Source organism: Pseudomonas sp. Irchel s3f10 (genome assembly GCF_900187515.1).
GTDB classification, from domain to species: Bacteria; Pseudomonadota; Gammaproteobacteria; order Pseudomonadales; family Pseudomonadaceae; genus Aquipseudomonas; species Aquipseudomonas tensinigenes.
Genome location: NZ_FYDZ01000007.1, coordinates 77,045 through 94,212, shown reverse-complemented (window position 1 = coordinate 94,212; position 17,168 = coordinate 77,045). Strand labels below are relative to the sequence as shown.

General features: G+C 59.7%; 15 protein-coding genes. 14 read left to right on the top strand and 1 reads right to left on the bottom strand.

Annotated features, from left to right (window positions below; all coding sequences use genetic code 11):
- The 10 genes from waaC to CKW17_RS16685 all read left to right on the top strand — a co-directional run bounded on the left by waaC (position 1) and on the right by CKW17_RS16685 (position 10,725).
- Positions 1 to 1,062, top strand: a complete 1,062-nt coding sequence (gene waaC, locus CKW17_RS16730; protein WP_016985658.1) for a lipopolysaccharide heptosyltransferase I — start codon at positions 1 to 3, stop codon at positions 1,060 to 1,062.
- A complete protein-coding gene (locus tag CKW17_RS16725; RefSeq protein ID WP_095120674.1) occupies positions 1,062 to 2,183 on the top strand; it encodes a glycosyltransferase family 4 protein in 1,122 nt (373 codons plus the stop codon). The genes waaC and CKW17_RS16725 overlap by 1 nt, the downstream gene beginning before the upstream one ends.
- Positions 2,183 to 2,989: a lipopolysaccharide core heptose(I) kinase RfaP gene (rfaP, locus tag CKW17_RS16720; protein ID WP_095120673.1), complete on the top strand. Its 807-nt coding sequence runs from the start codon at positions 2,183 to 2,185 to the stop codon at positions 2,987 to 2,989. Before CKW17_RS16725 ends, rfaP begins: the two co-directional genes overlap by 1 nt.
- Positions 2,989 to 3,723 carry a lipopolysaccharide kinase InaA family protein gene (locus tag CKW17_RS16715; RefSeq protein ID WP_095120672.1) on the top strand — a complete coding sequence of 245 codons (735 nt, stop codon included), beginning with the start codon at positions 2,989 to 2,991 and terminating at the stop codon, positions 3,721 to 3,723. Before rfaP ends, CKW17_RS16715 begins: the two co-directional genes overlap by 1 nt.
- Positions 3,720 to 4,472 (top strand): lipopolysaccharide kinase InaA family protein, encoded by a 753-nt coding sequence (locus CKW17_RS16710; RefSeq protein ID WP_095120671.1) that lies wholly within the window; start codon positions 3,720 to 3,722, stop codon positions 4,470 to 4,472. Before CKW17_RS16715 ends, CKW17_RS16710 begins: the two co-directional genes overlap by 4 nt.
- Positions 4,472 to 5,923: a lipopolysaccharide kinase InaA family protein gene (locus CKW17_RS16705; RefSeq protein WP_095120670.1), complete on the top strand. Its 1,452-nt coding sequence runs from the start codon at positions 4,472 to 4,474 to the stop codon at positions 5,921 to 5,923. Before CKW17_RS16710 ends, CKW17_RS16705 begins: the two co-directional genes overlap by 1 nt.
- 145 nt (positions 5,924 to 6,068) lie before the next feature.
- Entirely contained in the window at positions 6,069 to 6,383 is a 315-nt protein-coding gene (locus CKW17_RS16700; protein WP_176470086.1) for a YceK/YidQ family lipoprotein, read from the top strand.
- 171 nt (positions 6,384 to 6,554) lie between these two features.
- Positions 6,555 to 8,309 carry a carbamoyltransferase gene (locus CKW17_RS16695; protein WP_095120669.1) on the top strand — a complete coding sequence of 585 codons (1,755 nt, stop codon included), beginning with the start codon at positions 6,555 to 6,557 and terminating at the stop codon, positions 8,307 to 8,309.
- Positions 8,302 to 9,210 (top strand): glycosyltransferase family A protein, encoded by a 909-nt coding sequence (locus tag CKW17_RS16690; protein ID WP_095120668.1) that lies wholly within the window; start codon positions 8,302 to 8,304, stop codon positions 9,208 to 9,210. The genes CKW17_RS16695 and CKW17_RS16690 overlap by 8 nt, the downstream gene beginning before the upstream one ends.
- A 54-nt stretch (positions 9,211 to 9,264) precedes the next feature.
- Positions 9,265 to 10,725, top strand: a complete 1,461-nt coding sequence (locus CKW17_RS16685; protein WP_095120667.1) for a hypothetical protein — start codon at positions 9,265 to 9,267, stop codon at positions 10,723 to 10,725.
- Positions 10,726 to 10,728: 3 nt separating this feature from the next.
- Here CKW17_RS16685 and CKW17_RS16680 read toward each other — a convergent pair whose 3' ends face one another.
- Positions 10,729 to 11,382 (bottom strand): toluene tolerance protein, encoded by a 654-nt coding sequence (locus tag CKW17_RS16680; protein WP_095120666.1) that lies wholly within the window; start codon positions 11,380 to 11,382, stop codon positions 10,729 to 10,731.
- 125 nt (positions 11,383 to 11,507) lie between these two features.
- Between CKW17_RS16680 and msbA the strand changes: the two genes are divergently transcribed.
- The 4 genes from msbA to hldE all read left to right on the top strand — a co-directional run bounded on the left by msbA (position 11,508) and on the right by hldE (position 17,109).
- The gene (gene msbA / locus CKW17_RS16675) at positions 11,508 to 13,328 is read left to right on the top strand and encodes a lipid A export permease/ATP-binding protein MsbA (protein WP_095120665.1); all 1,821 of its coding nucleotides are present in this window, start codon (positions 11,508 to 11,510) and stop codon (positions 13,326 to 13,328) included.
- Positions 13,322 to 14,218, top strand: a complete 897-nt coding sequence (locus tag CKW17_RS16670) for a GNAT family N-acetyltransferase (RefSeq protein WP_095120664.1) — start codon at positions 13,322 to 13,324, stop codon at positions 14,216 to 14,218. Before msbA ends, CKW17_RS16670 begins: the two co-directional genes overlap by 7 nt.
- 4 nt (positions 14,219 to 14,222) lie before the next feature.
- The gene (locus CKW17_RS16665; protein WP_095120663.1) at positions 14,223 to 15,623 is read left to right on the top strand and encodes a PIG-L deacetylase family protein; all 1,401 of its coding nucleotides are present in this window, start codon (positions 14,223 to 14,225) and stop codon (positions 15,621 to 15,623) included.
- A 64-nt stretch (positions 15,624 to 15,687) separates the two neighbouring features.
- Positions 15,688 to 17,109: a bifunctional D-glycero-beta-D-manno-heptose-7-phosphate kinase/D-glycero-beta-D-manno-heptose 1-phosphate adenylyltransferase HldE gene (gene hldE / locus CKW17_RS16660; RefSeq protein ID WP_093430139.1), complete on the top strand. Its 1,422-nt coding sequence runs from the start codon at positions 15,688 to 15,690 to the stop codon at positions 17,107 to 17,109.
- Positions 17,110 to 17,168 lie beyond the last annotated feature (59 nt).

Here is a 17,168-nt window from a genome sequence, read left to right as displayed (position 1 = left end):
TTGCGGGTACTGCTGATCAAGACTTCATCGCTGGGCGACGTGATTCATGCGTTGCCGGCGCTGACCGACGCCGCCCGGGCCATCCCCGGGATCAAATTCGACTGGGTCGTGGAAGAAGGCTTCGCCGAGATCCCGACCTGGCACCCGGCCGTTGGCAAGGTGATTCCGGTGGCGATCCGCCGCTGGCGCAAAAACATCTGGAAAACCATCACCAGTGGCGAATGGAAACGCTTCAAGCAAAGCGTGCGCGCGAACAAATACGATTTGGTCATCGACGCTCAGGGTCTGCTGAAAAGTGCCTGGCTGACCCGTTATGTCAAAGCGCCGGTGGCCGGACTCGACAAAGGTTCGGCCCGCGAGCCGATGGCTTCGCGTTTTTACGATCGCAAATTGGCTGTGGCCCGTGGTCAGCACGCCGTCGAGCGGGTGCGGCAGTTGTTCGCCATCGCCCTCGGTTACGACTTGCCCAAAGGTCTGGGCGATTACGGCCTCAACGTTGAACGTCTGGTCGAATTGCCGCGCAAAAACGCCTTTGTGGTGTTCCTGCATGGCACCACGTGGGACACCAAACACTGGCCGGAAAGTTACTGGCGTGAGCTGACCGAACGCGTCGGTTATCTCGGCGTCGGCGTCAAGCTGCCGTGGGGCAACCCGCAGGAAAAGGCCCGTGCCGAGCGCATCGCTGCCGGCTTCAAACATGCCGAAGTGCTGCCAAAGCTCAATCTGGCCGGCGTCGGTAAAGTTCTCGCCGGCGCGCAGGCTTGCGTGGCGGTGGACACCGGTCTCGGCCACTTGGCCGCGGCGCTGGATGTGCCGACCATTTCGCTGTTCGGCCCGACCAACCCGGGCCTGACCGGCGCTTACGGCAAGTTGCAGATTCACCTGGCCAGCGATTTCCCGTGCGCGCCGTGCCTGCAAAAGAAATGTACCTATCAACCGACCGCGCAGGATGCCCGTCAGTTTGACCTGAAGCGTGAACAGCCTCTGTGCTTCACGCGTCTGAACCCCGAGCGTGTCGCCAGCCGACTGAGCACGTTGTTAATGGCTGAGGAGCTGCGCTGATGCAATTGGCATTCGTCCTGTACAAATATTTCCCGTTCGGTGGTTTGCAGCGCGACTTCATGCGCATCGCCCTCGAATGCCAGAAACGCGGGCACCAGATTCGCGTCTACACACTGATCTGGGAAGGCGACGTGCCGCCCGGTTTCGAAGTGCTGGTGGCGCCGGTCAAGGCGTTCTTCAATCACCGTCGCAATGAAAAACTCAGCGCGTGGATGGCAGCGGACTTGGCCAAGCGTCCGGTGGATCGCCTGATCGGTTTCAACAAGATGCCGGGGCTGGACGTCTACTACGCCGCCGACGGCTGCTTCGAAGACAAGGCGCAGAACCTGCGCAACTCGCTGTACCGCCGCTGGGGCCGTTATCGTCACTTCGCCGAGTACGAGCGCGCGGTGTTCGCCAAAGACGCGAAGACTGAAGTGCTGATGATTTCCGAAGTGCAGCAGCCGCTGTTCATCAAGCATTACGACACGCCGCTTGAACGCTTCCACCTGCTGCCGCCGGGCATCGCTCAGGATCGTCGCCGTCCAGCGAATGCCGACGAAATTCGCGCCGGTTTCCGCGCCGAATTCAATCTGAAGGACGACGAACTGCTGCTGGTGCAGATCGGTTCGGGCTTCAAAACCAAAGGCGTTGATCGCAGCCTGAAAGCACTGGCCGGATTGCCCGCTGAACTGAGAAAGCGCACCCGGCTGTTTGTAATCGGCCAGGATGACCCCAAATTATTCCAGATGCAGAGCGCCACTTTGGGTCTGGGCGATAACGTCACGTTCCTGAAAGGGCGCAGCGATATCCCGCGTTTCCTGCTCGGCGCCGACCTGTTGATCCACCCGGCGTACAACGAGAACACCGGTACGGTGTTGCTCGAAGCGCTGGTCGCCGGTTTGCCGGTATTGGTCAGCGCGGTCTGCGGTTATGCCCATTACATCGCCGAGGCGGATGCCGGGCGAGTGCTGGACGAGCCGTTCGATCAGGCGCAGCTGACGCAATACCTGACTGAAATGTTGAATGATGACGCTGCACGCGCGGCCTGGAGCCGCAATGGTCTGGCCTTCGCCGAGACGGCCGACCTCTACAGCATGCCGCAGCACGCGGCCGATGTGATTCTGGCGGAGCACGCTTAATGAAGTTGATGCTGGCTGAACCGTTCAAAAGCCTTTGGGCCGGGCGCGACCCGTTCGCCGAAGTCGAAGGCTTGCAGGGCGAGGTATACCGCGAGCTGGAAGCGCGTCGGACACTGCGCACGGAAGTCGATGGCAACGGATTTTTCGTCAAGATCCACCGCGGCATCGGCTGGGGCGAAATCTTCAAAAACCTGCTGACCGCCAAGCTGCCGGTACTCGGCGCAGGCCAGGAGTGGAAGGCTATCCAGCGTCTGCAGGAAGTCGGCGTGCCAACCATGACCGCCGTTGCTTACGGCGAGAAGGGCAGCAATCCGGCGGATCAGCATTCGTTCATCGTCACCGAAGAACTGGCGCCGACCATCAGCCTGGAAGACTTCAGCATCGACTGGGTCAAGCAGCCGCCCGAGCCAAAACTCAAGCGTGCGCTGATCGCTGAAGTCGCACGCATGACTGGCATGATGCACCGCGCCGGCGTCAATCACCGCGACTGCTACATCTGCCACTTCCTGTTGCACACCGATAAACCGGTGACGGCAGACGATTTCAAACTCTCGGTGATCGACCTGCACCGTGCCCAGACCCGCGCGAAGATCACTCAGCGCTGGCGCAACAAGGATCTGGCGGCGCTGTATTTCTCCGCGCTGGACATCGGCCTGACCCGCCGCGACAAGCTGCGCTTTCTCAAGGGCTATTTCCAGCAGCCGCTGCGCCAGATCCTGGCGGAAGAAGCGCCGCTGCTGAACTGGCTCGAAGGCAAAGCCAACAAGCTCTACGCACGCAAGCAGCGTTACGGGGATGCGCTCTGATGGCGGGTTGGACTCTTGAGCCGCAATACAGTGAGCTCGCCGAAGATTTCGGCAGCCTCGAAGCGGTATTTGCGTTGCAAGGCGAGCGCCTGACCCGTGACCCGCTGTCGGAAGTGATTCGCGTGCAGCGCAACGGCGTCAACTATTACGTCAAACGCTATGTCGGCGCCGGTAAAGGCTTGCGCCGCTACCTCGGCAAGCCGCGAGTGAAGATGGAATGGCAGAACCTCAAGCGCTTCGCCAAGTGGGGCATTCCCACTGCTGAGGTGGTCGCCTGGGGCCTGGAGCGCCGTGGCGCGGCCTATGATCGTGGTGCCATGATCACTCGCGAATTGCCCAACACCGAAGACCTTTCGGCGCTCGCCGAGCGCAAGGATCCGAAACTCAAGGATCGCGCCTGGGTCGACGCTGTCAGTCGGCAACTGGCCGGTTATACCCGGACGATGCATGATCACCGATTTACCCATAACGATCTGAAATGGCGCAACCTGTTGATCGATGATCAGGCGCGGATATTTCTGATCGATTGCCCTAACGGCGAGTTCTGGCGCGGCTTCTGGCTCAAGTATCGGATCACCAAGGATCTGGCCTGTCTTGATAAACTCGCCAAATACCACCTGTCCAATACCCAACGCCTGCGCTTCTATAAGCAATACCGCCAGTGCGATCGGCTTGATAGCGCCGACAAGAAACGGATTCGGCACGTGGTGAGATTTTTCGAGGGACGCGAATGACTGATTTTCTCGCTGCTGAGGACCGTGCGCTGCTTGAGCGCCATGGTCTCGGCACTTTTGACGCGCTTTGGACGAAACAGCTTGAGGCTGTGGACGAACCCAATACCGCCCGTGGCGGTTGGAGCAGTGTCTTCCGTCTGGACCTGGAAGGGCAGGGTTATTACCTCAAGCGCCAGAGCAACTACCTGACGCGGACCTTGCACGCACCTTTCGGCGAGCCAAGCTTTGCCCGTGAGTTTCGCAATATCAGTCGCTATCGCAAGCTCGGTATTCCGGCGCTGCAAGCGGCGTTTTTCGGTGAGCGCAAGGTTGATGGCGAAGTCCGCGCGATCCTGCTGACCCGGGCGCTGGACGGCTGGAGTGATCTGGAATCGCTGTTGCAACGCTGGTCGCAACTCAGTGCCGCACAGCATTCGGCGATCCTCAAGGCCTGCGGATTGCTGGCGCGGCATCTGCACGGTGTGCGTCAGGTACACGGCTGCTTCTACCCCAAGCATATTTTTCTGCGGGCCACCGGTGACGGGTATCAGGCGCAATTGATCGACCTGGAAAAGACCCGGCCTTTGTTGTTCGGCATGCGTGACCGGATCAAGGATCTGGAGCCGCTGCAACGCCGCGCGCCGGAATGGAACGAGGCGCAACTGCGTGAATTGCTCGCGGCCTATCTCGATCAGCCCGCCGATAGCTCGCTGCTCGACAGCTGGCTCGCCCGGCTGACCGCGCGCCGCAGTCACAAGGAGACCCGCTGATGCAATTGTCCGAGCTGGCCGGTGTCGGGCGAGCCCCGCAACTGCCTCTGACCGTGACTCTGGCCGATGCCGCTGGCAGTGCGGATCTGCAATTGCTGAGCCTGCTGCGAGTCCTGCCGGGGCAGCGTTACGTTGGCGCCGGTGTCTGGCGCGGGCGTCCGGTGCTGGCCAAATTGCTGGTGGGCGGCAAGGCTGCCTGGCATTTTCAGCGCGAGTTGGAAGGTGTGCGCCTGCTGGCGGCGCAAGGTATGACGACGCCGCTGCTGCTGGCCGATGGCTTGCAGAATGGCGAAGGTGGCTGGCTGCTGTTCGACTTCCTTGAGGGTGCCGAAAGCCTTGGCGATGCCTGGGCGAAAGTCGAGTCGCTGCCGGTGCTGGCCGATGAACAATCGGCGGTGTTGGCCGAGGCGCTGGGTGCCATTGGCCAATTGCACGGTAAAGGGCTCTGGCAGGAAGACCTCCATCTGGACAATCTGCTGCGTCATGGCGGCCAGTTGTACTTGATTGACGGTGCCGGGATCTGCGCAGAAAGCGCCGGCCAGCCGTTATCGCGGCAAAAAGTCCTGGAAAATCTCGGGGTGTTTTTCGCCCAATTGCCCAAGGCGCTGGAACCCTTTACCGAAGAACTGCTGGTGTATTACTTGTTGAGCAACAGTGAGCACGCGTTGCCACTGGAAGCCTTGCAGAAGCAGATCGACAAAGTGCGTCGCTGGCGTTTGAAAGACTTCCTGATCAAGGTCGGTCGCGAGTGCACGCTGTTCAGTGTGCAGCGTGGAGCGTTCGCTTTGCGCGCGATCCGTCGCGAAGAAGAATCAGCCATGCTACCGGTACTGGAGCAAGCCGATGCGTTGCTCGATCAGGGCCATCTGTACAAGACCGGTGGTGCGGCGAGCGTCGGCAAGGTTCAGGCCGGTGCGCGCACGCTGGTGATCAAGCGCTACAACATCAAGGGCTTTGCGCATTGGCTCAAGCGTTTCTGGCGGCCGAGTCGGGCGTGGCATTCGTGGCGCGAAGGCAATCGCCTGGCGTTCCTCGGGATCGCCACGCCCAAGCCGCTGGCGGTGCTGGAAAAGCGCTTCTTGTGGCTGCGCAGTCGTGCGTATCTGGTGACCGAGTTCCTGTCGGGGCCGGATATCATCGAGCGCTTTGCACCGTATGTTGAAAATGGCCAGGCACCGGAAGCGGAGCTGCAGGCGCTGGATCAGTTGTTCGTCAGATTGATTGACGAGCGCATCAGCCACGGCGACTTCAAGGGGCATAATCTGTTCTGGCAGCAGGACCGCTGGGCGCTGATCGATCTGGACTCGATGTGTCAGCATGGATCGGTCGGCAGTTTCGCCCCGGCCTATGCCCGTGACCGTGCGCGATTCATGCGTAACTGGCCGGAAAGCAGTGCACTGTACAAGGTCATAGATCAGCGTTTGCCCAAAGAAATCTCCAGCGCGGCCTGAGTCAAACCACTACAGCAATAGAGGACAAGATTCAGCGACTTGTCCTACAGCTTCTCCAGAAGCCATGAACTGTGCCCTGTTCAGCCCCGATGCTAATTTGCCCAACGACCTTGGAGGGCAAATATTGATCATTAAAAAAGTTGCAATGTTGGGTGCAATTTCCTGGCTTTTAGTTGGCTGTGGCAGTGTTCTGACCGTACTGCAGGACGATGCCGATGTCGCTCGGGACATGCGCAAGCAGAAAACCTACTGCCAATCCATCCCCCATATTTACAGTGGTCTGGCCTTTGACTTCTGCGTATTGAACGCGCCCCCTGATCCCAGCGGATTTCTTGTGCCATTCGTGCTGCTGGACCTGCCATTGTCCGCTGTATTCGATACAGTAGCGCTGCCCTATACGGTTTATCGTCAGGTCACCGACGGTAATCTTGGTATTTACTGGCGCAAGGGCGGTTATTGAGTCGCAGGGCAAGGTTTCTCCAAACCATTCACCCTGGGGCAATCGCGCAGGGTAATTCCCCTCTCGTTTACGCTATAATCCCGCCCTTTAGCTGTCACTCGCCCTGTGCGAGGACGCATCAATTTTCAAGGCGCATCGCGCCTGCACGCAGACTAAAGAGGCTAGACCCCTGTGGCATTGACGATTCTTGGCCTGTCCGGCGCCCTTAGCCATGATCCTTCAGCAGCCTTGTACATCGACGGCAAGCTGGTGGCGGCGGCTGAAGAAGAGCGCTTCGTACGCGATAAGCATGCAAAGAACCGCATGCCCTACGAATCGGCGAAGTTCTGTCTTGAACAGGCCGGCATCAAGCCGTCCGACGTTGACGTGGTTGCGATTCCATTTGCTCCGATCAGCCTGTTCGGCAAGGCGCGCTGGCACTACGCCAAGCGTTACTGGTACGCGCCGGATCGCGCCCTCGATGCGATCCTGATGGGTAACCGTCGCTACAAGCGCTATCGCAACAAGATCGTCTGGTGCCTGGAGCAATTGGGTTTCGATCCGAAAAAGATCAAGATCGAGCCGGTCGAGCACCACTTGGCTCACGCCTCCAGCGCCTACCACTGCTCCGGTTTCAAAGAGAAAACCGCGATCCTCGGCATCGACGGCAAGGGCGAGTACGCCACGACCTTTTTCGGCTATGGCGAAAACGGCAAGATCCACAAGATCAAGGAATTCTTCGACCCGGACTCCCTCGGCGGCCTGTACGGTGCGATCACCGAGTTCCTCGGTTTCGAGATGCTCGACGGTGAGTTCAAGGTCATGGGCATGGCGCCTTACGGTGATGCCAGCAAGTACGATTTCTCGCGTCTGGCCTCGTTCGAGAACGGCGAGTTGGTGATCAACACCGACTACGCCAACGTGATCGGTCTGCGTCGCTACAAAGAAAAAGGCAAAGGCTTCTACTTCTCGCCAAAGCTGATCGAATGGCTGGGCCCGAAACGCGAAGGCGATATCGCTGACGAACCGTACATCCACTACGCCGCGAGCATGCAAGCGCTGTTCGAGAAACTCGCGTTGCAGATGATCGACCATTACCTGGGCGATGTGCTCAAGGAAACCGGCAAGCTGGCATTCGCCGGTGGCTGTGCGTTGAACGTCAAGCTGAACCAGAAAATCATCGCCCGCGACGACATCAAAGAGCTGTTCGTCCAGCCGGCGTCCGGCGATGCCGGTACTGCGGTCGGCGCCGCTGCCTACGTTTCGCACGCCCGCGGCGTGCCGGTCGAGAAGATGGAACACGTCTACCTCGGCCCGTCGTACAGCAACGAAGACGTGATCGCCGCCTGCGCGCGTCACGAGAGCAAGCCGACCTGGCGCAAGCTCGACAACATGCCTGAAGAGATCGCCAAGATCATGGTCGACGGCAATCCGGTGGCCTGGTTCCAGGGGCGCATGGAGTTCGGTCCGCGTGCATTGGGTGGCCGTTCGATCATCGGTTGCCCGAGCGTGGCCGGGGTGGCTGACCGGATCAACCATCAGATCAAGTTCCGCGAGCGCTGGAGGCCTTTCTGCCCGTCGATGCTCGACACCGTGGCGCCACAGATGATCAAGATCGATCACCCGGCGCCGTTCATGACCTTCACCTTCGAAGTGGCGGAAGAGTGGAAGACCCGCGTGCCGGAAGTCGTCCACGAAGACGGCACTTCCCGTGCCCAGGTGCTCAAGCGTGAATACAACCCACGCTACTACGACATGATGAAGGCGCTGGAAACCCTGACCGGCAACGGCGTATCGCTGAACACCTCGCTTAACCGTCGTGGCGAACCGATGATCTGCTCGCCGACCGATGCGCTGAACATGTTTTTCGGCTCGGATCTGGAATACCTGATCATGGAAGATATTCTGGTCGTAAAAGAGGGTGTTAAAGGATACGAACTTGACTGAAACACTGATCAGCGTCGTCATTCCGGTTTACAACTATGCGCGAACCCTGCCACGTGCAGTGGAGTCGGTGTTGGCGCAACTGGATGAAACGACGGCGGATCTGCTGGTCATCGACGATGGGTCGACGGACGATACGCCTGAGGTGGTGGAAAAGCTCCTGCTCAAGCATGGCGGGCGTTTTCGTGCGCTGCGCAAAAGCAATGGCGGCTTGTCGTCGGTGCGCAATCGTGGGCTTGAGGAGACGACCGGGCGGTATCTGGTATTCCTCGACTCTGATGACGAAATGGCTCCCGGCGCACTGGCTGCGCTTTCTCGGCACATTGCCAGCAACCCGCAAAGTCTGATGGTGATCGGTGCACACTGGTCGGTGTTCGCCGACGGGCGACGCAGCTTGCAAGCGGCCAAGCCGTTGCCTGTGACGCCCCGGCAGCGCTTGCAGGGCTACCTGTTGAGCAAGACCGTATCGATTTCAAACGGCGCCTGCGCAATGCATCGCGATGTTTTTGTTTTGGGTAACTACCCGGAACATTTGCGCAACGTCGAGGATTTGCCAGTGTTTGCCCAAGTGCTGGCGCGCTATCCCTGCACTGTTCTGGACAAGCCGTTGGCGCTGATCTACAAGCATGCCGACAGCATGCGCCATGATTTGCGCCAAAGCCTTGCCGCCGGTACGGAACAGGTGGTCAGCGAAGTATTTTCCAGTCGACGAATGCCCGAAGAAATGAGTGATTTGCGCCAGGCCTTTCTGGCGCAGCGCTGTTTATCGTTGTTTCGTGACTGTTACTCCCATGGCGAGTACAAGCTGGCCAAGTCATTCTATTTTCAGGCCTTGCGCGCAGACTGGCGGACGTTTTCGCGCTGGTCATACACTCGCAAGGCGTTGCGATTGCTGTTTCGGTAAGCGGGTCGCGGTGACGTGCGCGTACCTTGTAATGAGTGTCGATGAGGTGGCTGGGTGAAAGGTACGGGCGGCAAGGTAGGGGCTCAAGTCTCCAGAATCATCGACGAATACCCGGTTTGGCTGGCGTTTCTCGGCAGTGCGCTGTTATCGCTGATTGCAGTTCTGGGCACCGCGACGGTGGGGCGTGATGCCGCGCTGTACATTGATATTGCGCAACAGGTCACCGAGCACGGGCCAGATGTGGCCTGGGCAGCTTTCGACTGGCCGTGGTTTTCCTTTCTGCTGGCCGGTACGCACGCCGTCCTGCATCTGCCGCTGGAGCTGAGTGCCTACCTTTGGTGCGCGCTCTTTTTCGCCGGCACCGGCGCGCTGATGGTGGATTGCGTTCGTCAGCGGTCTGCGCATCTCGCCGGTTGGGCCTGCTTCGTGGTACTGGCCATGCCGGCGGTGAACGCCTTTCGCAATGACATCATTCGCGAATGCGGTTTCTGGTTCTTCTGCACACTGACGCTCTGGCTTGCGCTGCGCTGGCAAGCCCGTGGCGGCTGGCTGCGGGGGGCATTGATTCATTTGGCAATCGTTGCGGCAGCCTTGTTCCGGCTGGAAGCCTTGCTGCTGGTGCCGGCGTTGGCGCTGTGGCAGTTGCCCAACCTGTGGTCGTCGACCCGACGGATGCAGTTCGCTCAGTTTTCGCTGCTACCGGTTCTGGGGCTGCTGGCCGTTTCGGTGTCGGGTGCGCTCATGTCGGCGCGCGTGATGCTGTATCTGGACATGATTGCGCCGCACAGTGTGTTTGCCGCCTTCCAGATGCTGAGCGATCAGTTTGCCAACTCGCTCATCAACAAGTACTCCCAGGATGAAGCTGGCCGGATCATTTTCTTCGGCATTCTGGCGACCATGACCATCAGTTTCGTGAAATTGATGGGGCCTTTCGCGGTGCCTTTCCTTGTGCGGCGCAACTGGGGGGTTCTCGGTACTTACTGGCGTGATTATCGTCCTTTTGCCTGGGCGGCCGTGTTGTATCTGGTGGTACTGGTGCTGTTTTTCATCAAGCAACAGTTCATGAACACGCGTTATCTGAGCTTTCTGAATCTGTTGTTTGTGCCTGTGCTCGCCATGGGGCTGGCCGCGTTTGTTCGCGAGTTTCCGCGTTGGGGCAAATGGCTGGTGATCCTCGGGTTGCTGGTGATGCTGTCCAACGTCATTTCCACCGGCGCCGGTAAAACGCATTACGTCGAGGCCGGTCGCTGGTTGTCTGCTCATGTCGAGCCGGGCGCGAAGACGTATTTCGAGGATGGGCGGATCAGCTATTACGCCGGGCGCGGTTACGTGATGCCGGTGCTGACCGCAGAGGAAGCGATGTCGGCAGCTCATGCGGGCGACTATCAGTACTTCCTCATCGAGGCCAAAGGTGACGAGCCGTGGCTGAGCGAATGGCTGGTGGCGCACAAGCTGCGCATCATCGAGCATTTCGCCAATCGCAAAGGTGCCACCGTGGTAGTCATCGGCCGCTGAGATTTAACCGAGCAGCGGACGCAGGCGCGAGATCAGCGGCGCTTGTCGGTTGCTCGGCAGCGCCTGCCGATAACCTTCGATAAACGTGTCGCCGGCATCCTGGCCCAGCAGCCATTGGCGGTCTTCCTTGTAGCGCAGCAAGTGCGCGAAGTTGCGCAAGCGTTTGCTATCGCTGAGTGCGCGTCGCTGACAGCGCAGATCGGCGATATCAATCAGGCCCAAATGGTTGTCCGGCGTCAGCACCACGTTGCCGAAGTGCAGCGATCGAAAGTACACACCTTTTTCGTGCAGCAGTGCGAAGTACCCGCCCAGCTGGAATCGCAGTGAGTCAGCCTCTTCGCCAGTGCTTTGTAACTGACGCACCGTATTGCCTTGCAGCGGGCTGTAATACACGCAGTCACGTTCGATGCTCGGGATGCGATACACCGCGATCACTTTCGGGCAGAGGATGCCGCGTTGTTCGAGGGCCCGGGTGTTGTCGGCAAAGCGTTGCGCATACGGGTAGAACAGTGCCGAACTGAACAAGCGTTTGCGCCGGAACAGCTTGAGCATGCGTCCATCGGCCAATCTGAGCACCTTGTCGCCGGAGCCGTCGGCTTCCAGTACGTGTGCACCGGCGCGCAGTGCCTCGTAAGTGCTGTGATCAATCGATTGCATATCGGGCTCCCCATCATTAGCGGCGTATCTTAACCGACTTGGTCAAGGGCTGGCTTGAAGTCATGTTTATCGGGGAAAAAACGCGTGTGATATCATCCCCGCCTCACTGAATTGTGCGGATCACCATGAGCAGTCCTGAACCGAAAGCCCAGTCAACGCTGGCGATCTATTTCCGCCTTTTGGCTTACGTGCGGCCTTATGCCGGTCTCTTCCTTCTCAGCATCGTCGGGTTTCTGATCTTCGCATCGACTCAACCGATGCTCGCTTACATCCTCAAGTATTTCGTCGATGGCCTGGCCAATCCTGAGGCCAGCCTGTTCCCGGGCAACCCTTATCTGGGCAAATTGCAACTGCTCGAAACCGTGCCGCTGATGATTGTGCTCATTGCGCTGTTACAGGGCGTGGGTTCGTACCTTGGCAACTTCTTCCTGGCTCGGGTTTCCCTGGGGCTGGTGCACGATCTGCGGGTCGTGTTGTTCAACAAGTTACTGGAGCTGCCTAACCGGTTCTTCGACAAAAACAACTCGGGTCACCTGATTTCGCGGATCACCTTCAACGTGACGATGGTCACCGGCGCGGCGACAGACGCGATCAAGGTTGTCATTCGTGAAGGCATGACCGTGATTTTCCTGTTCTGCACCCTGTTGTGGATGAACTGGAAACTCACACTGGTAATGGTGGCCATCCTTCCGGTGATCGGCATCATGGTGAACAGCACCAGCCGCAAATTCCGCAAGCAAAGCAAAAAGATCCAGGTGTCGATGGGCAATGTCACGCACGTCGCCTCCGAGACCATTCATGGTTACCGCGTCGTACGCAGCTTCGGTGGCGAGCACTATGAAAAGACGCGCTTTCGCGAGGCCAGCCAGAGCAACACTGACAAGCAACTGACGATGACCAAGACCGGTGCGGTCTACACGCCGATGCTGCAACTGGTGACCTACAGTGCCATGGCCGTGGTCATGTTCCTGGTGCTCTACCTTCGCGGCGATGCGTCTCCGGGTGATCTGGTTGCCTACATCACCATGGCCGGTTTGTTGCCAAAACCCATTCGTCAGCTCTCGGAGGTCAGCTCGACCATTCAGAAGGGTGTGGCCGGTGCCGAAAGTATTTTCGAGCAACTGGACGAGCCGGCTGAAGTGGATCAGGGCACGGTCGAGCATGATCGCCTTGAAGGCCGCCTGGAAGTGCGCAACCTCAGCTTTCAGTACCCGGACACCGACAAACAGGTGCTCGACAACATCAGTTTTGTGGTCGAACCCGGGCAGATGGTTGCATTGGTCGGACGCTCGGGCAGTGGCAAGTCGACGCTTGCCGGTCTTATTCCGCGCTTCTATCAGCATGAGCAGGGCGAGATTCTTCTTGATGGCGTCCGTGTGCAGGACTTTACCTTGCACAGCCTGCGTCGCCAGATCGCTCTGGTGACCCAGCAGGTCACGCTGTTCAACGATACGGTGACCAACAACATCGCTTACGGCGATCTGGCCGGCGCGCCGTTCGATGAGGTCAAGCGAGCCGCCAGCGAGGCCTATGCCGACGAGTTCATCGCCAAGATGCCACAAGGCTACGAAACCCTGGTCGGCGAAAACGGCGTATTGCTCTCCGGCGGTCAACGCCAGCGCATTGCTATCGCCCGGGCCCTGCTCAAGGATGCTCCGCTGCTGATTCTCGACGAGGCGACTTCGGCCCTCGATACCGAATCGGAGCGGCACATTCAGGCGGCACTGGATCATGTGGTGCAGAACCGCACGACCCTGGTGATCGCCCACCGCTTGAGCACTATCGAGAAAGCCGACCTGATTCTGGTCATGGATGAAGGCCGGATTGTCGAGCGCGGCACCCACGCGCAGCTGCTGGAGCAGAACGGCTATTACTCCCGTCTGCACGCCAAAGAGTTTGAAGAGGGGGACGAGCCTCTGCCGGCCCACGCGACCAACGTATGCTGACGGTGTTTCGCAGCTTTCGTGAACGTGGCTGGACCGAAATCGACCAGGCTGCCTATGCTCGGGCCTGGCAGCGTTTCGGTGGCAGCTTCGCAACGCATCCTGATGTGGTCGAACGACTGTCGACGTTCGTAGGTATCGAACTGCGTTATCTGGGCTGGATCGTTGGCGGTGACGTCGTGGCGGCCATTCCTTGCTGGGGCCGTCATGTCGCCTTGTCCAAGGAAGTGCTCAAGCGTGAGGGCAAGCGTGGCTTGCTGGACATGGGCAATGCGGAAATCATCCTGCCGATTGCTGCCGAAGTCGTCGTCCCCGTGCGCCAGCGCATGGCTTATGTATCCCAGCTCAATGCCGAGCAGATCAGCACGTTGTCGCCACAGCCCGAAGGCCTGGCTCTGGCCCGGCTGCCGGAAGAATATTCGAAGAAGTTCCGCTACAACCAGCGTCGCGAGCAGCGTCTGCTTGAAGAGGCGGGCGGATCGCTGGTGCCGATGTCCGACTTCACGCCACAGGAACAGGCCGCCGCGTACGGCGATCTGTTTCAGCGCCGCTGGGGCTTCGAGGTGCCGGGCAAGGCCGGGCTGGTTGAGGTCTTTACATTGCTGCGCGAGTTCATGACCGGTTCCGTGGCGATGCTCGATTCGGCACCGGTGGCCATTCAAGTGCTGTACCGCGTCGAGGCCCCGCAATGGGTTTCGCTGGAGTACATCAACGGTGGCGTCGACCCGCAGAGCCGCGAGTTCAGTCCCGGCAGTGTGCTGAGTTTCGTCAACACCCAAGAGGCCTGGGCGCACGCGCAAGCGCTGGGCAAGCCTCTGCGCTATTCATTCGGTCGTGCCGACCGTGAGTACAAGGATCGCTGGTGCCACACGGTGCCGGTCTACAAGGTCTGAATTCATGAGTGCTCGCAAGCAACAGCTGCTCAAAGCCCATCGACGCAACAAGCGTCTGTTCCTGATCGCCTTTGTGCTGGCGCTGTTGCTGATTGGCGTGCTGATTGCCTGGTGGCTGGTGCCGCTGTTGCTGGTGCTGGCCTGGGTCGCTCACGAGGCCTGGTTCGCCGACCATTTGTTCTACCGGCCTGGCGACGACTATCAATACAACTTCCCGGCGCAAACCGCGCGGCAGGCCGTGAGCCTTGAGGGCGGCGTAGTGCGCCTGAGCGAGCCGCTGGCGCAGGGCGAGACGCTGGTGCTCGAGCTTGAAGTGAAGTCCACTTGGCTGGGTCGTTGGTTCGATCCCCACGTTGAGGTGGGCGATGATCGCCAGGACCTTGAGCGTGGCGTCAGGGGCCGGCGTTTCATTAATCTGTCCGGGCAGGGCAATGCGTTGATGCAAGGTGCTCTGGCACTGCGTGGTCGATATTGCACGCCGGCGGCGACGGGTGTGTTGTGGGTCATGGCCAACCCTGACTACAGCCGCCAGCGGGTGATGGTCATCGCTCCCCATGCCGACGATGCCGAGCTCGCTGCCTTTGGCCTTTACAGCCGATGCGAAGAGGTCAGCATCGTCACCCTGACCCAAGGCGAGATCGAGGCTGAAGACTTGCAGCGTCTGGGCCTTGATCAAGCCGCAGCCGCACGCTTGAAGGGGCGTTTGCGCAGTTGGGACAGTCTGGTGATCCCGCTGTGGGGCGGTGTGCCTGCCGAGCGCTGCGTGCAATTGGGTTATTACTGCCTGCAACTGCCCTCGATGGCCGCAGAGCCCGCACGGGCATTCGGTTCCCGTGAGTCGCAGGAAAACGACGTGCGCAGTGTGCGCCGGCACAATCCGTTGACCCTGCCCGCCGACATCGATGGGCAGCCGACCTGGCAAAATCTGCTGGGCGACTTGAAGGCCCTGCTTGAGCACTTTCGTCCAGAAGTGGTGGTGACGCCCCATCCTGAGCTCGATCCTCACAGCGATCACGTAGCCTCGACCCAGGCGTTGCTTGAGGCTATCGCGCTGAGTAGCTGGAAACCGACAACCCTGCTGATGTACGCCAATCACCTGCACGACAATGATCGCTGGCCGATGGGCCCTGCCGGTGCCGGTATCGCATTGCCGCCCGCCATCGAGCCGCTGCCGGCTGACCGGCTGTGGAGTCCGCTGTTGTCGGCGGACGTGCAACTGGACAAAGCCATGGCGCTGGCCATGGAACATGATTTGCAGGGCGAGCAAGTGTTCAAACGGCAATTGCGCCGTTGGATCCAGCAGGGTCTGGCTGGCCGCCGTTGGCCTGAAACGGGCAGTAACGAGTTTTTCCGCAAGGCAGTCCGGCGTCATGAATTGTTCTGGGTACGCGACCTTTCAGATTGAGGCGGACGGCGCTTTACCCTGTGTTAATATCGCGCCCCTGTTCATTTTGTATGTGGGTTGCTCCATGAAGTTGTCCATGCCGCGTTTCGATCAAGCCCCGGTCTTGGTAGTCGGCGATGTCATGCTCGACCGTTACTGGCATGGCGGAACCTCACGGATTTCCCCTGAGGCGCCGGTGCCGGTCGTTAAGGTCGAGCAGATCGAAGATCGTCCGGGCGGTGCCGCGAACGTTGCCTTGAACATTGCCGCGCTGGGTGCGCCGGCGTCGCTGGTCGGTGTGACCGGCGATGACGAAGCCGCCGACAGCCTGAGCAACAGTCTCAAAGGCGCGGGCGTACGCGCCCTGTTCCAGCGCATCGCGCACCAGCCAACCATCGTCAAGCTGCGGGTCATGAGCCGGCACCAGCAACTGCTGCGTATCGACTTTGAAGAACCGTTCGCCACCGACGCTCTGGCCCTCGGCTCGCAGGTCGACGACCTGCTCGAAGGCATCAAGGTGCTGGTACTTTCCGACTACGGCAAAGGCGCCCTGAAAAACCATCAGGCGTTGATCCAGGCTGCCCGCGCAAAGAACATTCCGGTGTTGGCCGACCCTAAAGGCAAGGATTTTTCGATCTATCGTGGCGCCAGCCTGATCACGCCGAACCTCAGCGAATTCGAAGCCATCGTCGGCGGTTGCGTCGATGAGCATGAGTTAGTGAGCAAGGGCGCCGCCCTGATGCATGACCTCGAGCTTGGTGCACTGCTGGTGACACGCGGCGAACACGGCATGACTTTGCTGCGCCCTGATCAACCGGCGCTGCACCTGCCGGCCCGAGCCCGTGAAGTATTCGATGTCACCGGTGCCGGTGATACGGTGATCTCTACCCTGGCCGCAGCGATTGCCGCCGGTGAAGACCTGCCCCACGCCGTTGCGCTGGCCAACCTGGCAGCCGGCATCGTGGTTGGCAAACTCGGTACAGCCGCCATCAGTGCCCCGGAATTGCGTCGCGCCATCCAGCGTGAAGAAGGTTCCGAGCGCGGTGTTCTGGGTCTTGAACAGCTGTTGCTCGCCGTGGCCGATGCTCGCGCGCACAACGAGAAGATTGTCTTCACCAACGGCTGCTTCGACATCCTGCACGCCGGGCATGTGACCTATCTGGAGCAGGCGCGGGCACAGGGCGATCGTCTGATTGTCGCGGTCAACGACGATGCTTCGGTCAGCCGCCTGAAAGGGCCGGGTCGCCCGATCAACAGCGTCGACCGGCGCATGGCGGTTCTCGCCGGCCTTGGCGCGGTGGATTGGGTGATCAGTTTCCCTGAGGGTACCCCGGAAAACCTGCTGCGCGAGGTCAAGCCGGACGTGCTGGTCAAGGGCGGCGACTACGGCATCGATCAGGTGGTCGGCGCTGATATCGTTACCGCTTATGGCGGTACGGTTAAGGTCTTGGGACTTGTCGAAAACAGCTCGACAACTGCGATTGTCGAGAAGATTCGCAGTCGTTGATCAGATGAATTTTTACCGTTGTGTACTGCGTGTGAACGGATTTTGCCTTGGGGATCTAA

Bases quoted from the DNA above. Each gene is read 5' to 3' on its own strand.
- CKW17_RS16680 (WP_095120666.1), bottom strand. From the start codon at position 11,382: ATGCAATCGATTGATCACAGCACTTACGAGGCACTGCGCGCCGGTGCA.
- rfaP (WP_095120673.1), top strand. From the start codon at position 2,183: ATGAAGTTGATGCTGGCTGAACCGTTCAAAAGCCTTTGGGCCGGGCGC.
- CKW17_RS16725 (WP_095120674.1), top strand. From the start codon at position 1,062: ATGCAATTGGCATTCGTCCTGTACAAATATTTCCCGTTCGGTGGTTTG.
- CKW17_RS16670 (WP_095120664.1), top strand. From the start codon at position 13,322: ATGCTGACGGTGTTTCGCAGCTTTCGTGAACGTGGCTGGACCGAAATC.
- CKW17_RS16710 (WP_095120671.1), top strand. From the start codon at position 3,720: ATGACTGATTTTCTCGCTGCTGAGGACCGTGCGCTGCTTGAGCGCCAT.
- hldE (WP_093430139.1), top strand. From the start codon at position 15,688: ATGAAGTTGTCCATGCCGCGTTTCGATCAAGCCCCGGTCTTGGTAGTC.
- CKW17_RS16665 (WP_095120663.1), top strand. From the start codon at position 14,223: ATGAGTGCTCGCAAGCAACAGCTGCTCAAAGCCCATCGACGCAACAAG.
- msbA (WP_095120665.1), top strand. From the start codon at position 11,508: ATGAGCAGTCCTGAACCGAAAGCCCAGTCAACGCTGGCGATCTATTTC.
- CKW17_RS16705 (WP_095120670.1), top strand. From the start codon at position 4,472: ATGCAATTGTCCGAGCTGGCCGGTGTCGGGCGAGCCCCGCAACTGCCT.
- CKW17_RS16715 (WP_095120672.1), top strand. From the start codon at position 2,989: ATGGCGGGTTGGACTCTTGAGCCGCAATACAGTGAGCTCGCCGAAGAT.
- CKW17_RS16700 (WP_176470086.1), top strand. From the start codon at position 6,069: ATGTTGGGTGCAATTTCCTGGCTTTTAGTTGGCTGTGGCAGTGTTCTG.